Origin of the sequence: Pseudomonas khavaziana (assembly GCF_036704165.1) — a bacterium.
Classification (GTDB): domain Bacteria; phylum Pseudomonadota; class Gammaproteobacteria; order Pseudomonadales; family Pseudomonadaceae; genus Aquipseudomonas; species Aquipseudomonas khavaziana.
The window spans coordinates 440,383-454,724 of the sequence record NZ_CP129946.1; the positions used below are offsets into that span (position 1 = coordinate 440,383).

Consider the following 14,342-nt stretch of genomic DNA (forward strand, 5'->3'; position numbering starts at 1 on the left):
GACGACAAAATAGCCCGCATGACTACTACGAACGCCGCAACGTCAGACATCGTCTCTAAGCTCTGGAACCTTTGCCACCTGTTGCGCGACGATGGTGTGACGTATCACGAGTACGTTAGCGAACTGACCTACCTGCTCTTTCTGAAAATGATGGAGGAGACTGATCAGGAGGACTGCTTAGTCCTCTTCAAGGCGCCTAAGAAAGGAGCGCCAAAGGAGCAGATAAACGGTAGTCGCTGGTCTGATTTAATGGACGCCAATGCCTCGGACCGGTTATCCCTGTACAAGCAACTGTTGCAAGAATACAGCCGCTATGGTCACGGTACGGTCCAGGAGATCTATGCAAATACCAGTACGGTGATTACCAAACCATCGACTCTATCAACGCTCGTGGAAGAAATTGATAAGCTCGCCTGGTACAGCGTACACCGCGAGGATCTGGGTGATCTGTATGAAGGATTGTTAGCTCGAAACGCGAATGAGAAGAAGAGCGGTGCTGGTCAGTACTTCACCCCACGTGTGTTGATTGATAGCATCGTTGCGGTAATGAAACCTACATTGGACGACGTGATTCAGGATCCCGCCGCCGGAACGGCTGGTTTTCTGATTGCTGCCAATCATTTTTTGCGCCACCAAAATGATTTCAAAGCACTGACTGATGCACAGCAGCTGAGGTACAAACATGGCACCTTCTACGGCATGGAGCTTGTGCAGGATGCACATCGGCTAGCACTTATGAACATGCTTCTGCATGGTGTGGAAGGTGGTGTCCAGTTTGGTGATACGCTCGGAGAGCAAGGAACTCGACTGCCAGCCGCAACCCTCATTCTGTCCAACCCCCCATTCGGTACTAAAAAAGGAGGAGGGCTGCCTTCGCGTAGTGATTTCATCTACCCGACGACAAACAAGCAGCTCTGTTTCTTGCAGCATATTTATCAAGGTCTTAAACCAGGTGGCCGTGCTGCCGTTGTGCTTCCAGATAACGTGCTTTTCGATAGTAACGTTGGCACCGAAATTCGTCGGGATCTGATGGATAAGTGCAATCTTCATACTGTGCTGCGCTTGCCTACGGGAATTTTCTACGCGCAGGGCGTGAAAACTAACGTCTTATTCTTCACCCGTGGCTTATCAGACAAGGGGAGTACGGAGGAGGTATGGGTCTATGATCTCCGAGCAAACGTTCCGCAATTTGGCAAGCGCACACAGCTCACGCGGAAATATTTTGCTGATTTCGAGGCCGCGTTTGGCACAGACCCATCCGCCGGCCGAGATAGCCTAAACAAGCGTATGGAAACTGGTGAAACAGGCCGCTTCCGCAAATTTTCACGACAGTGGATCTCTGAGCGTGGAGAGAATCTGGATATTACCTGGCTGAAGGATGACAGCGCCGCAGCTAATGCCGTGCATTCTGAACCAACTGAGCTGGCACGCGAGGCGATGGTAGAGCTGGAGGGCGCGCTTGAAGATCTGCGTGGAATACTCGCGGAACTAGGCGAAGACATGGAAGAGTTCGAAGCGTGAAGGGCCTTCCTCCAGGTTGGGAACAAACAACCGTCGCAAATTTGATCGCAGAGAACGGTATCTTCTCGGACGGAGACTGGGTCGAGAGCAAGGACCAGGACCCTAACGGATCGATCCGGCTTCTACAACTGGCAGACATCGGTGATGGGGTATTCGTCAATAAATCAAACAGATTTATTAATGACATAAAGTTTGATCAGCTTCGATGCACTGAGGTGTTCGAAGGAGATGTGCTGATCGCAAGAATGCCGGAACCTCTTGGGCGAGCATGTCTTGCGCCGAAGTTAGCCCAGCGCTGTATTACAGTTGTTGACGTCGCAATCGTGCGCCCTGGTTCTTCGTCCGTAAGTTCTAAGTGGTTGATGCACTTTTTAAATGCGCCACCTGTAAGGCAGCTCATCGAGCTACAGTCATCAGGCACTACGCGTCGCAGGATCTCCCGAGGAAACCTCACAAAGCTAGAGTTGCCTGTTCCCCCTCTTGCTGAACAGAAACGCATCACCGACAAACTCGACTCACTGCTCGAGCGCTTAGCCACGTGTCGGGGGCGCCTCGACCAAATCAGCGACATACTCAAGAGATTTCGTCAGTCCGTGCTCACAGCTGCCACTAGCGGTGAACTCACTCGTGAGTGGCGGGAAGCACGCGGTGATGATGGTGAGAGTCAGTCGTTCCAGGAGGCGGATTCGGACTCATTTCGCGACTACGTTTTCCCTGCTTCTTGGGCTATACGGCGCCTAGCCGATATAGCAACGATTACTGGGGGGGTGACAAAAGACTCAAAGAAACAGGGGAGTGGATTTACAGAATTACCCTATCTCCGAGTGGCTAATGTTCAGCGGGGTTACCTTGATTTATCAGAGGTAAAAACCATTCGAGTGCCGCCCAACCGAGTTGCAGACCTACTATTGCGTGCCGGTGATATCTTGTTCAACGAGGGGGGGGACATCAACAAACTCGGGCGAGGCTGGATCTGGAGCGGCGAGCTGCCGGCTTGCATCTTTCAAAATCATGTGTTCAGAGCACGCCTCTCTGATCCGACCTTTGAGCCTCGTTATTTCTCATACTATGGTAATAGTCGCGGGTACGAGTATTTTTTAGCAAAAGGGAAGCAGACGACGAACCTCGCTTCTATCAACAAATCCGTACTGTCCTCGCTCCCAGTTGCTGTCCCACCTTCCGACGAGCAGTTGGAAATAGTGAAACGCGTGGATGAGCTTTTCCTTTTCGCTGATCGCTTGGAACGCAATTGCGCCAATGCCGCTGCGAAAGTTGCTGCACTAACGCCTGCAGCCCTCAACAAGGCTTTTATAGGCGAGTTGGTTCCTCAAGATCCAAATGATGAGCCAGCATCTACGCTTTTGGTCAATATAGAGGCCAGTAGGCATACCCCCCAGGCTGAGCCGCCACTGAAACAAGCCAGAACGCTGCCAAGAAGACCGACTATGAGTAATACCGAGAAGGATGCCGTCAAGGCAATAATTTCGAGCTCTGAGACCGATGGATTCTCATTTGAAGATCTGCGAGCGCTTATCCCCGGGAACTACGAGTCTATAAAAACCGCGATTTTTGAGTTGTTGTCGGAACCTAACCCGATAGTCCAGCAAATTTTCGATAAGAACAATAAAGAGATGCGCTTAGTGAGGGTCAAGCTTTGAAACTTACGCGTGTTAATATAATTAAAGCGGCGACTTGTGGCGGACTACTCGACGGGTTAGATATCAGTTTGAGAGGAACCCAGAGCAATTCAGCGCAGTTTGATCCACTATGCTTGGTCGGGGCAAACGGTGCGGGAAAGTCTCAATTTTTACAGGTCGTTGCTGAGGCATTTCAGACAGTGTTTCACGCGTGCGTTGGAGATGAAGAACGTGCCAAGGGCAATGAGGAACTCCAGTTCGAACTCGAATACTTAATTCGACCTGCACTTGCTAGTAACTCTGTCCTAGTCCGCCTCTCGCGCCGCAGTGAAGGAAAAAGACGTCCTGTACTAAAAATTGAGAAAAAAGATGGTTTCAACTGGGTCCAATGTGTTTTAGATGAGCCTTCAACTCGTGAGCTATTGCCGTCTCGAGTTATTGGTTACACATCAGGTGACAACGAAACTTTGAGCTTGCCATTTCTCATGAGTCGGAGCGGGTATGCCGACGCAGTAGGCAAACAGGCTTTGCAGAAAGATCCAGAGATTAATCGGAAGCCTATCCCTGACACTCGTCTAATGCTAGTTGATTATGGAACGCATTTGGAAGTGCTCGTTGCCAATCTTATCCTAGGTTCTGCAGACGAGCGTAATGCGTTATTGATGGATGCTAAGCTTAGCGAGCTGCATTCTTTTCGATGCGTGATCCAATTGGCGCATCGCGCCATCTCCAAGCTGGCAGCGCGCACCACCTCCGGACGGAAGCGCAAAGGTGTTCAACTGACGGACGAGTTAGAAAGTTACATCGATCATCTGAAGCGATGCTCGACATGTCACTCTTACGATGAAAAGACCGAGACGTATGTCTTCGACTTCTTGGTAACCGACGAAACTCGCGAGGCGTTTCGGAGTTTCTGGAAGACCCCGATTGATCTGTACTCATCCCTTCACAAACTTTCGATGCTTAACGACCTAGCTATCCCCAGAGCGGCGCGCGAACGCCTATTGCGCGATATCAAAACAAGACGTTTCGCTTCCCGACTGCCAGAGCCGCAGGATGAAGACCGGGTGTTTCGCTTTGAGCAGGTTCGTTTTATTCCTAAGACTGGTAAGGGTGTGGTCGATTACGTGTCACTATCAGACGGGGAGCATCAACTTGCACAAATCCTTGGGACTATGTGCATGGCGTCGCTTCCTAATGCACTGTTTTTGTTAGATGAGCCAGAGTCACACTTCAATCCGCAGTGGCGCGTTAAGTTCATATCTAGATTGATGGATTTGCCCACAGCTAATGGAAAACGCGGGCAGCATGGAAGTAAATCTGCGCAGCAAGACTGTTTGTTGACGACACATTCACCATTTGTTCCCTCGGACATGGCGAGAGATAAGGTGCTCATATTCGAGAAGGTTCAGGCGGGCGTGCAGGTACGCCGACCTGGTATCGAGACCTTCGGAACTACCTTCGACACTATTCTTGAAGAATGCTTTGGAGTGAGTCCTCCGATGTCGGAAGTTCCTCGGCGTGAGATTGCAGATCTTATGGAAAGCAATAATCGCGAAGAAGTGAAGGCGGGGATTGGTCGATTGGGTGACTCCGTCGAGAAAGTGTTCCTGATGGATCACCTTCGACAATTATCGCAAAAAGAGGACAAGTAACTGTGCTCTTTGGCTATCCCATTGCAGCGACACTGAACAACTGGCTGCATGACTGTCTCTGTGAAACAGTTCGAAACGTTCATGTTGCTGCTGACGCAAGGAAGCGATATCCAGGTTGGCCTCAGATCCTGCCAACTGCGCATCAAGTTACGCTGCAGCCAAGACATGGTTTGCGCGATCGTTTTAGAGCCTATGATAGAGCGATTCGTAAGCTTGATAAGGTCGATAGGGACTTGGTTCTAGAGGCGCTTGAAGCGACAAACCGCATCTCAGATCTTTTAGGCGGGGTGACCGACTGCGACACACTCGAGAGTTTGCCGGAGGTGGTGCGTGATCCTATCGACTCTTTATTCAGCTTTGCGTTCGCTTTGCTCACTGATTTTGAAGTTCGCGACCAGCATTATTCTGTCATCTATGCTACAGCCCCGGAGCATATGTGCCCTTTCTGTGGCACAGAATACTTCGATGCGCCGGGCGCAACTCGCGAGGCACTGGATCATTACCTTACGAAAAGCCGGTATCCTTTCGCTGCGGCAAATTTGAGGAATTTAGTCCCAATGGGACATAAGTGCAATTCCAACTATAAGCATGCAATCGATATTATAAGGCGGGCCGATGGGTCGCGACGTGTGGCATTTGATCCTTACAATCATGTAAAAATAGATGTTTTGTTAGACGATAGTGATCCATTCGATGGTGCGACAGAGCACACGCCGAAGTGGGTAATTAGGTTTGATCCGGAAACGGATGCTGTGCCAACTTGGGACGAGGTTTTCTCTGTCCGAGAACGCTACTGTCGAGATCATCTCGATCCGTCTTTTTCAAGCTGGCTCGGATTGTTTGGGAGCTGGGTAAGGCGGTCAGGACTTCAGGTTGACACTGATGAAAAGCTCGTGATGACTCTAAAACAATATGAAGAATTTTGGAGTGAAAGCGGGATACAGGATCGTGCGTTTCTTAAGGCTGCGGTATTTCGCATGCTTAGACGGCACTGTGAGTTGGGCCATCAACGTCTGATTTCGCAACTTCGAAGTTTAGTAAAACCACCCGCTAGGTTGCCTGTCGGTGCTTGATTCTACGCTCAATCGGTGTGCTTAAATGGTACTTTATGGTTGAAGTTTCCGAATAAAGTGGCTCGTCACTCAGTGAGTATTGCAGCAGCATACAACCTGATCTTTCAGATGGATTGCAGTTGTGCGCGTCAACTCTGAGAACCTTAAGAACCAGGTGAGCAGCCCGCAAGTGCGGGCTGCTTGAGAGTTATGCCGCGAGTAGATCTGCAAAAGAAATACCGTCAGCGACGGCTGCCAAATCGGCACGATCTAGTCTTGTATGGAAGGGACCAAAACGAGGTACTTCAAGTCTCGACAAACCATCTTCCATTCCACCATTTTGTCGGTTGACGGCAATTAACTGTGCCCCCACTACCGCTAGCTGCTTAGTTGCTGCGTTCCACTCCTCATCTAACGCAAAACCTATCGCATTCAAAACTGCTTTTTTTGCCTCCTCCCCACGCTGTCGAGCGTTCTGGAATAAGGGGACAGATTTATTTGCACGACAAAAAAGAGACGGAAATCCCGCGCATCTCAAACCAAAGCCCGGTCGAGTAACTTCCAACCCCAACCCCAACCCCAACCCCAACCCCAACCCCAACCCCTACAACCCCAACGCAACTCAACACCCCCCCAACCCCCCCCCAAAAAAAAGCCCCAGATCTCTCGACCTGAGGCTTTTTCATTTCATATCTGGTGCACCCGGCGGGATTCGAACCCACGACCCCTGCCTTCGGAGGGCAGTACTCTATCCAGCTGAGCTACGGATGCTTGTGCGGGCGACATCATACCCATGTCGACCTGATGCGTCCATTGCAGCATTTCAGCCGGTCACCGTCAGCCGTTTCCGACAAAAAATGGCTAATCGCCACCCTCATTCACAACTCCCCGCGCCGCGCGTCCCTTTGTTTGCTTTGCTCTTGTGGCTTTAAACCGCTTCCACGCCGCAATTCCCCAGGTGAACGCATGCATTCCAAAGGAACCGTGATGCTCGATCTCCCGCTGAGACAAACTCTGTTGGCTCGCTCCGATTTGTTTCGAGGTATGCCGGAGCACCTCTTGCGCTACGTTGCCACCCATATGGTGGAGCGCACGCTGGAGGATCGTGAGCTGTTGTATTTCAAGGACGACTCCCTCGCATTCATCGCATTGGTAGTCGAAGGCCGGATTTATTCGGTGGTGCATGGGCCGGATGGGCGCGAGCAGATTATCGGCAGTACCGGGGCCGGGCAGGTGGTGGGGGAGACGGCGTTGATCAAGGATCATGGGCGCGAGTCTTCTACCTTTGCCAGCGGGCCCACGCGTTTGTTGCAGTTGGGGAGCCGGCATTTTGCTGTGTTGTTTGAGGAGCCGGTGTTTCTGCGGCGTTTGTTGATGCTGATGATGCTGCGTTTGCTACACGCCATCGAGTTGTTGGAGTTGGTGTGCCTGCATCGGCTGGAGTCGCGGTTGGCGCGGTTTCTGTTGGCCAACCTGGGCGAGATCGATTTGGCGCTTGCCATGCCCTGTGTGTCTTTGCCCGCCAGCCAGGGGGTGTTGGCGTCGATGCTGAATACCAGCCGCCCCAAGCTGAATGTGCAGCTGCAAGTGTGGCGGCGCAGTGGGGTGATCAGCGGCGATCTGGAGCGCATGGTGATCAACGATGTCGAGCAGTTGCGGCGCAAGGCTTTTGCGCTGAATTAGTTGCCGTAGTGTTCCCCAGGTAACAGCGTACCCCCGTCGAGCCCTCGCAGACTGGCCCTTCATCAAGGATGCACAGGAGTGCTGGCGATGGGGATGACTGTTCAGTTCAAGGATCAATGGGCCGCCGATGACCGTTTGTTCGAAGCGAGTTGGCGCGCCGTGCAGGGTGAACTCAAGCGGCGTGCGTTGCGGCGCGCCAAGGGCAATCTGGATCAGGGTCAGGAGTGGTTGTCGGCCACGGCGATCAAGGCCCTGCTGTTTTTTCGGCGCTCGCCCGAGCGTATTCGCGACCCTGAGGGGTTTCTGTTTCTGGTACTCGACCATGTGTTTCTCGACAGCTTGCGGCGCAGCAAGCGCGAGGGGCGGCTGTTCGATGATTCGGTGGACCTTGAGCATGATCACCTGGCCGCGCTCGCCGCGCCCTGCGCGTCGGTGCTGGAGCGGGTGGAGTGCTACGAGCGCCTGGAGCGGGTCAAGGCGCAGGTGGCGCGGTTGCCGATGATGCAGCAGCGCTTGTTCGAGATGCGTTTTGTCGATGACTTGCCGTATCCGCAAATCGCCGCCGAGTTGCAGGTCAAGCTGCCGCTGGTACGCAAGCGTGTGCAACTGCTGCGCAGTGCCTTGCGCTGAGCTGGATTCACAGAACCCGGCGCGGGGCGTTCTAGTTGTATGAGCGCGTCCTGCCGCCACTATCCACGCCCAACCTTGGGCGAATGCCATCAAGGAGAGATGTATGACAGAGGTCAACAGCCAGATCACCGACGCGGTCACTCAAACCAACGTCAAGGTGGTGGCCGAGGCGCCGGCCCAGGCCATCGCGTCGCTGTATCAGGTCGCCAGCAGTGCGGCGGGCCTGTCGTTGCAGAACGCGGTCAACAGCCAGCAGGCGATGAACCAGATTTCCAATGCGGTGATCTCCAAGGCCGTGGCGCTGATCATGCAGATTGGCGAGAAGGGCTGAAGCCTGGGGAGATCCATCATGTCGTGGTTCAGCAGAAAGAAACCCGCCGCCTCCCAAGCAACGCCCGCCGCCGACCCACCTGCGCCGGCGCCCGCCCCACCGGCTTCGCGCTCGATCATGGCGCGCATGAACGAGCACCTGCTCAACCAGGTGAGCGCGCCGTCAACCGATAGCACGGCGGCGCTCAACAGCCAGATTGTGCAGGCGGTGCAGTTCACTAACGCACAGAACTTCGCCTATGCGCCGGCCCAGATCGCGGTGCCGGCCGACATGATGATCAGCCAGGCGGCCGGCCTGGTGGCGCAGGCGGCGGCGGGGTATTTCGACGGGGTCAGCAAGATCGCCCTGGCGGCCCAGGCCGTGCTGCTCCAGCAAATGACCGAGAACATCGTCAACAACAACCTGCCGGGCGCCGCCGAGGATGCACTGGGCGCGTTAGCCACCGACCTGCTGGTGGGCGCCGCTGCCGCTGTGGCCGCCGCCGCCGGGGCGATGGAAGCCGAAGCCGCGAGCGTTGCCATCGACAAGATCGACCAGAGCATCGCCAAGTACGCGAGCACCCTGGCCAACCGGGCCGCGCCAGCGGCCTGAACCGAGTACAGCGCTCCAGCGTTCGGCTGGGGCGGTGCGACAGCAACTTGAAAGCAACTTTTTTTGAATGAGGAGCGACATCATGAAGCTTGGCGATATTGTTTTTTCTGTGGCGCAAGTGGACGACAAGTTGTCCACCAGCATTCCTCGCGTATTCATTGTGGCGGGGCAGTGGATCAAAGCGAAAATCTTCGGAACGGGCGATCCGAATGTACCCGTGGTGCATGCGGCTATTGCGATCGACGCCACGCATGTCGTGGAGAGTGTCGGCAGTGGCATTCAGGTAACCGACCTGACAACTGAGGCCGTACCCCGTGGAGCCATGGTGTTCTCCTGTGAAGACACCAAGTTGGGATGGGCGGCCGCGTATGCCGCAGATCAATTTTATGGCGACGTCGCTAGCAAGGAAATTACGGGTCGATACAGTAAATGGAATGCGCTGTTATCGATTCTCAAGTCGTCTGGCTACGAGCCGGGTCTCATGCCGCGGATTAACGAATCGGTGTCTATCGGCAATGCCTCGTTCTGTTCGCAGTTCGTCGCAAACGCCTACGAGGTTGGCAACCTTTACATCAGCGGCAGTGAGATTCCACCGCCGATCTTCACTACGCGCTCCACGGTAATGACCCCCTGGGAGCTGGCCGCGAGTTGCGACAACGCCACAGACTTCTACTTCGCCGGTTTTTGGCAGGATAACGTCGAGGTGCGGCTTTAGCGGACCTTTTGCAGGCAACTTACTGCCCAAGGAGATCGACATGGCTCCCCCCTCCACACCCTCGGTCCTGTCCGCCGATGACCGTCAACGGCTGGAGGCGATGCTGCGTAACCCGCAGATTTTCGCCGGAACGCCCCAGGCCATCGTCGACGAAACCCTTAAGCGCGCTACCCAAGTGCTTGAGCAATCGAAAGCCAACGAGCAAGCGCTCAAGACCGCTGCCGAGCAACGTGAGGTGGCGTTACGCCAGGTATTGGACGGCGCAGCTCCCGACCAGGACGCGCAACGCAAGGAAGTGCAGGCACTGATCCAGGGGTTGATCACGCGGATTGAAGCGGCGTTGGGCCCCACTGCGAAACCTTGAACACTCTGTTTCACAGCGCCTGTTTCGCAACGTTCATTGATGAACACGGAATACACCGTGCACTAAATAAGGAAATTGATCATGCCATTAGTCAACGAGCAAATTACCGACGCGGTCACCCAGACCAACGTCAAAGTGGTGGCCGAATCGCCAGCGATGGCGATGAGCACCATCTATCAATCCATGGCGCAGGCCACGGCGATTCTGTTCCAGAACGCCGTATCGGCCCAACAGCAGCAAAACACCCTGGCCCAGGCGGCCACCAACCAGGGCGTGATGCAGATCTACAGCGTCGATACCACCGCCGGTGCGGCGGCCACCGAGAAAGTCGCCCAGGGCGGCGTGTCGGATAACCTCACCAGCCTGTTGACCGTGCTCAAGTCCTTCCAGCCTTAAGCACTGAGCAATAACGGAAGTTGTTCTTTCTCAACCCAGGAGTTTCAACCATGAGTACTGTCAGCCCGCAAATCACCGATGCCGTCACCCAGACCAACGTCAAGGTCGTTGCCGAATCGCCCGCGATGGCCATGAGCACGATCTACCAATCCATGGGACAGGCCACGGCGATCCTGTTCCAGAACTCGGTCTCGGCCCAACAGCAACAAAACACCCTGGCCCAGGCGGCCACCAACCAGGGCGTGATGCAGATCTACAGTGTCGACACCACCGCCGGCGCGTCGGCCACCGAAAAAGTCGCCCAAGGCGGCGTGGCCGACAACTTGACCAGCCTGTTGGCCGTGCTCAAATCGTTCCAACCTTAAGCAGCAAGACCCCAACAGCCCCGGCGCCCACAAGGCTCCGGGGCTGTTGTCGTTGATGCGCTTGATCTGAAAGATGAACCAGATGCGCCATATTCGTTCTTTTTTTCGAACATCCTATTGCCCTGTACCCCCATTGATCCTAGGATTCGTTTGAGATTTCAAACGCTCTGTCTCCCGTGCGCGCATAACCTATCTTTGCGCCCTGGACTGATTTCCCTGACGGCAGCCCCTGGCTGATGCCCTGTAGGAGCGAGCTTGCTCGCGAAAATCGTTAACGATGACGTCGCGTTTCTGGTTTTACGCGGCGCCTTTGAATTTTTCGCGAGCAAGCTCGCTCCTACAACGACATTGCCCACAAGGCGCCTTTCAACAACTCTAATTCGCTCCGCGTGCGCGCGGTGCTGTTAAGGAAAGCCGACATGCAGCTCAAAGATACCCAGTTGTTCCGCCAGCAAGCCTTTATCGATGGCGCTTGGGTCGATGCGGACAACGGTCAGACCATCAAGGTCAACAACCCGGCCACGGGTGAAATTCTCGGCAGCGTGCCGAAGATGGGCGCCGCGGAAACCCGCCGCGCCATCGAAGCCGCGGACAAGGCCCTGCCGGCCTGGCGTGCCCTCACCGCCAAGGAGCGTGCCAACAAGCTGCGCCGTTGGTTCGAACTGTTGATCGAAAACCAGGACGACCTCGGCCGCCTGATGACCCTCGAGCAAGGCAAGCCGCTGGCTGAAGCCAAGGGCGAAATCGTCTACGCCGCGTCCTTTATCGAGTGGTTTGCCGAAGAGGCCAAGCGCATCTACGGCGACGTGATCCCCGGCCACCAACCCGACAAGCGCCTGATCGTGATCAAGCAGCCGATTGGCGTTACCGCGGCGATCACTCCGTGGAACTTCCCGGCCGCCATGATCACCCGTAAAGCCGGCCCGGCCCTGGCTGCCGGCTGCACCATGGTGATCAAGCCAGCCTCGCAGACACCATTCTCGGCCTTGGCCCTGGTTGAGCTGGCGCACCGCGCCGGTATCCCGAAAGGCGTGCTCAGCGTGGTCACCGGCAGCGCCGGCGACATTGGCGGTGAGCTGACCAGCAACCCGATCGTGCGCAAATTGTCCTTCACCGGCTCGACCGAAATCGGTCGCCAGCTGATGGCCGAATGTGCCAAGGACATCAAGAAAGTCTCCCTGGAGCTGGGCGGTAACGCACCGTTCATTGTGTTCGACGACGCCGACCTGGATAAGGCCGTCGAAGGCGCGATCATCTCCAAGTACCGCAACAACGGCCAGACCTGCGTCTGCGCCAACCGCCTGTACATCCAGGATTCGGTGTACGACGCCTTCGCTGAAAAGCTCAAGGTGGCCGTGGCCAAATTGAAGATCGGTAACGGTCTTGAAGAAGGCACCACCACGGGCCCGCTGATCGACGAAAAAGCCGTGGCCAAGGTTCAGGAGCACATCGCTGATGCCCTGGGCAAAGGCGCCAAGCTGCTGGCCGGTGGCAAGGCGATGGAAGGCAATTTCTTCGAGCCGACCATTCTGGTCGATGTGCCGAAAGACGCCGCTGTCGCCAAGGAAGAAACCTTCGGCCCGCTGGCGCCGCTGTTCCGCTTCAAAGACGAAGCCGATGTGATCGCCATGGCCAACGACACCGAGTTCGGCCTGGCCTCGTACTTCTATGCCCGCGACCTGGGCCGGGTGTTCCGTGTGGCTGAGGCCCTGGAATACGGCATGGTCGGCGTCAACACTGGGTTGATCTCCAACGAAGTGGCGCCGTTCGGCGGCATCAAGGCCTCGGGCCTGGGCCGTGAAGGCTCCAAGTACGGGATCGAGGATTACCTGGAAATCAAATACCTCTGCCTGGGCATCTGACCGGCAAGAGCTTGCAGCAAACGTAGAGGGCACGAGAGCGCTGCCCCTTTGCGTGTTCCACATCGTTATTCGTAGTGGCCGGGAAAGCTGTGGCAGTCGATCATCGCATGCTGCCGTAGTTGCCTCCCCGCCACCTATGCCTTGGACCACGCCACCCGATGAGTGGCGAATGAGGACTTTATGAGCAAGACCAACGCTTCCCTGATGAAACGCCGCGAAGCCGCTGTACCCCGCGGTGTTGGCCAGATTCACCCGATCTTCGCCGAATCCGCGAAGAACGCCACGGTGACCGACGTAGAAGGTCGCGAGTTCATCGACTTCGCCGGCGGTATCGCCGTGTTGAACACGGGCCACGTGCACCCGAAAATCATCGCCGCCGTGACCGAGCAGCTCAACAAGCTGACGCACACCTGCTTCCAGGTGCTGGCCTACGAGCCCTACGTAGAGGTGTGTGAGAAAGTCGCCGCCAAGGTGCCAGGCGATTTCGCCAAGAAAACTTTGCTGGTCACCACCGGTTCCGAAGCCGTCGAGAACGCCGTGAAGATCGCCCGCGCCGCTACTGGCCGCGCAGGCGTGATTGCCTTCACCGGTGCCTACCACGGTCGCACCATGATGACCCTGGGCCTGACCGGTAAAGTCGTGCCGTACTCGGCCGGCATGGGCCTGATGCCCGGCGGCGTGTTCCGTGCGCTGTACCCGAACGAGCTGCACGGTGTGAGCGTCGACGACTCCATCGCCAGCATCGAACGTATCTTCAAGAACGATGCCGAGCCGCGTGATATCGCCGCCATCATCATCGAGCCGGTGCAGGGCGAGGGCGGTTTCTACGTCGCGCCGAAAGCCTTCATGAAGCGCCTGCGCGAACTGTGCGACCAGCACGGCATCCTGCTGATCGCCGATGAAGTGCAAACCGGTGCCGGCCGTACCGGTACCTTCTTCGCCATGGAACAGATGGGCGTGGCCGCCGACCTGACCACCTTCGCCAAATCCATCGCTGGCGGCTTCCCGCTGGCCGGTGTGTGTGGCAAGGCTGAATACATGGACGCCATCGCCCCGGGCGGCCTGGGCGGCACCTACGCCGGCAGCCCGATTGCCTGCGCCGCAGCCCTGGCCGTGATGCAAGTGTTCGAAGAAGAGCACCTGCTGGACCGCTGCAAGGCGGTCGGCGAGCGCCTGGTGACGGGCCTTAAGGCCATCCAGGCCAAGTACCCGGTGATCGGTGATGTGCGTGCCCTGGGCGCGATGATCGCAGTCGAGCTGTTTGAAGAGGGCGACAGCCACAAGCCTAACGCGGCGGCCGTTGCCGCGGTGGTGGCCAAGGCGCGTGACAAGGGCCTGATCCTGCTGTCGTGCGGCACCTACGGCAACGTGTTGCGCGTCCTGGTGCCGCTGACCTCGCCGGACGAGCAGCTGGACAAGGGTTTGGCGATTATCGAAGAGTGTTTCTCCGAACTCTGACACGCCCCGCCCCTGTAGGAGCGAGCTTGCTCGCGAAAAACGCCCAGGCACCGCGTTTCAAGGGCTGCCCGCGTTTTCGTTG

14 protein-coding genes and 1 tRNA gene are annotated in these 14,342 nt (G+C 56.1%); 14 read left to right on the plus strand and 1 reads right to left on the minus strand.

Translation table 11 applies throughout. The features are described from left to right. The first annotated feature begins 18 nt into the window (after positions 1-18). The 4 genes from QYQ93_RS01880 to QYQ93_RS01895 are packed head-to-tail and all read left to right on the plus strand — an operon-like array spanning position 19 to position 5,886. Entirely contained in the window at positions 19-1,521 is a 1,503-nt protein-coding gene (locus tag QYQ93_RS01880; protein ID WP_338476169.1) for an N-6 DNA methylase, read from the plus strand. Beyond that, a complete protein-coding gene (locus QYQ93_RS01885; protein ID WP_338476170.1) occupies positions 1,518-3,179 on the plus strand; it encodes a restriction endonuclease subunit S in 1,662 nt (553 codons plus the stop codon). Before QYQ93_RS01880 ends, QYQ93_RS01885 begins: the two co-directional genes overlap by 4 nt. Further along, positions 3,176-4,813: a restriction system-associated AAA family ATPase gene (locus QYQ93_RS01890; RefSeq protein ID WP_338476171.1), complete on the plus strand. Its 1,638-nt coding sequence runs from the start codon at positions 3,176-3,178 to the stop codon at positions 4,811-4,813. Before QYQ93_RS01885 ends, QYQ93_RS01890 begins: the two co-directional genes overlap by 4 nt. 2 nt (positions 4,814-4,815) lie before the next feature. Next, positions 4,816-5,886 (plus strand): hypothetical protein, encoded by a 1,071-nt coding sequence (locus QYQ93_RS01895; protein WP_338476172.1) that lies wholly within the window; start codon positions 4,816-4,818, stop codon positions 5,884-5,886. A 673-nt stretch (positions 5,887-6,559) separates the two neighbouring features. Here QYQ93_RS01895 and QYQ93_RS01900 read toward each other — a convergent pair. Next, positions 6,560-6,636 (minus strand) — tRNA-Arg (locus QYQ93_RS01900). 195 nt (positions 6,637-6,831) lie between these two features. Here QYQ93_RS01900 and QYQ93_RS01905 point away from each other — a divergent pair. From QYQ93_RS01905 to gabT, 10 genes are all read left to right on the plus strand, one after another. After that, positions 6,832-7,548: a Crp/Fnr family transcriptional regulator gene (locus QYQ93_RS01905; protein ID WP_422394036.1), complete on the plus strand. Its 717-nt coding sequence runs from the start codon at positions 6,832-6,834 to the stop codon at positions 7,546-7,548. A gap of 87 nt (positions 7,549-7,635) precedes the next feature. Next, positions 7,636-8,178 carry an RNA polymerase sigma factor gene (locus tag QYQ93_RS01910; protein ID WP_043049132.1) on the plus strand — a complete coding sequence of 181 codons (543 nt, stop codon included), beginning with the start codon at positions 7,636-7,638 and terminating at the stop codon, positions 8,176-8,178. Positions 8,179-8,281: 103 nt separating this feature from the next. Further along, entirely contained in the window at positions 8,282-8,509 is a 228-nt protein-coding gene (locus tag QYQ93_RS01915; protein ID WP_003187543.1) for a RebB family R body protein, read from the plus strand. Between the two features lie 18 nt (positions 8,510-8,527). Then, on the plus strand, positions 8,528-9,100 hold the full coding sequence (locus QYQ93_RS01920) for a hypothetical protein (protein WP_338476174.1): 573 nt from the start codon (positions 8,528-8,530) through the stop codon (positions 9,098-9,100). Between the two features lie 82 nt (positions 9,101-9,182). Then, on the plus strand, positions 9,183-9,815 hold the full coding sequence (locus QYQ93_RS01925) for a hypothetical protein (RefSeq protein WP_043049130.1): 633 nt from the start codon (positions 9,183-9,185) through the stop codon (positions 9,813-9,815). A 40-nt stretch (positions 9,816-9,855) separates the two neighbouring features. Further along, a complete protein-coding gene (locus QYQ93_RS01930; RefSeq protein WP_338476175.1) occupies positions 9,856-10,179 on the plus strand; it encodes a hypothetical protein in 324 nt (107 codons plus the stop codon). A gap of 81 nt (positions 10,180-10,260) precedes the next feature. Then, on the plus strand, positions 10,261-10,575 hold the full coding sequence (locus QYQ93_RS01935) for a RebB family R body protein (protein WP_003187550.1): 315 nt from the start codon (positions 10,261-10,263) through the stop codon (positions 10,573-10,575). Between the two features lie 50 nt (positions 10,576-10,625). After that, positions 10,626-10,940 (plus strand): RebB family R body protein, encoded by a 315-nt coding sequence (locus QYQ93_RS01940; RefSeq protein WP_043049126.1) that lies wholly within the window; start codon positions 10,626-10,628, stop codon positions 10,938-10,940. A gap of 419 nt (positions 10,941-11,359) precedes the next feature. After that, the gene (gabD, locus tag QYQ93_RS01945) at positions 11,360-12,802 is read left to right on the plus strand and encodes an NADP-dependent succinate-semialdehyde dehydrogenase (RefSeq protein WP_043049124.1); all 1,443 of its coding nucleotides are present in this window, start codon (positions 11,360-11,362) and stop codon (positions 12,800-12,802) included. A gap of 180 nt (positions 12,803-12,982) precedes the next feature. Next, a complete protein-coding gene (gene gabT / locus QYQ93_RS01950) occupies positions 12,983-14,260 on the plus strand; it encodes a 4-aminobutyrate--2-oxoglutarate transaminase (RefSeq protein ID WP_338476176.1) in 1,278 nt (425 codons plus the stop codon). Positions 14,261-14,342: the final 82 nt, after the last annotated feature.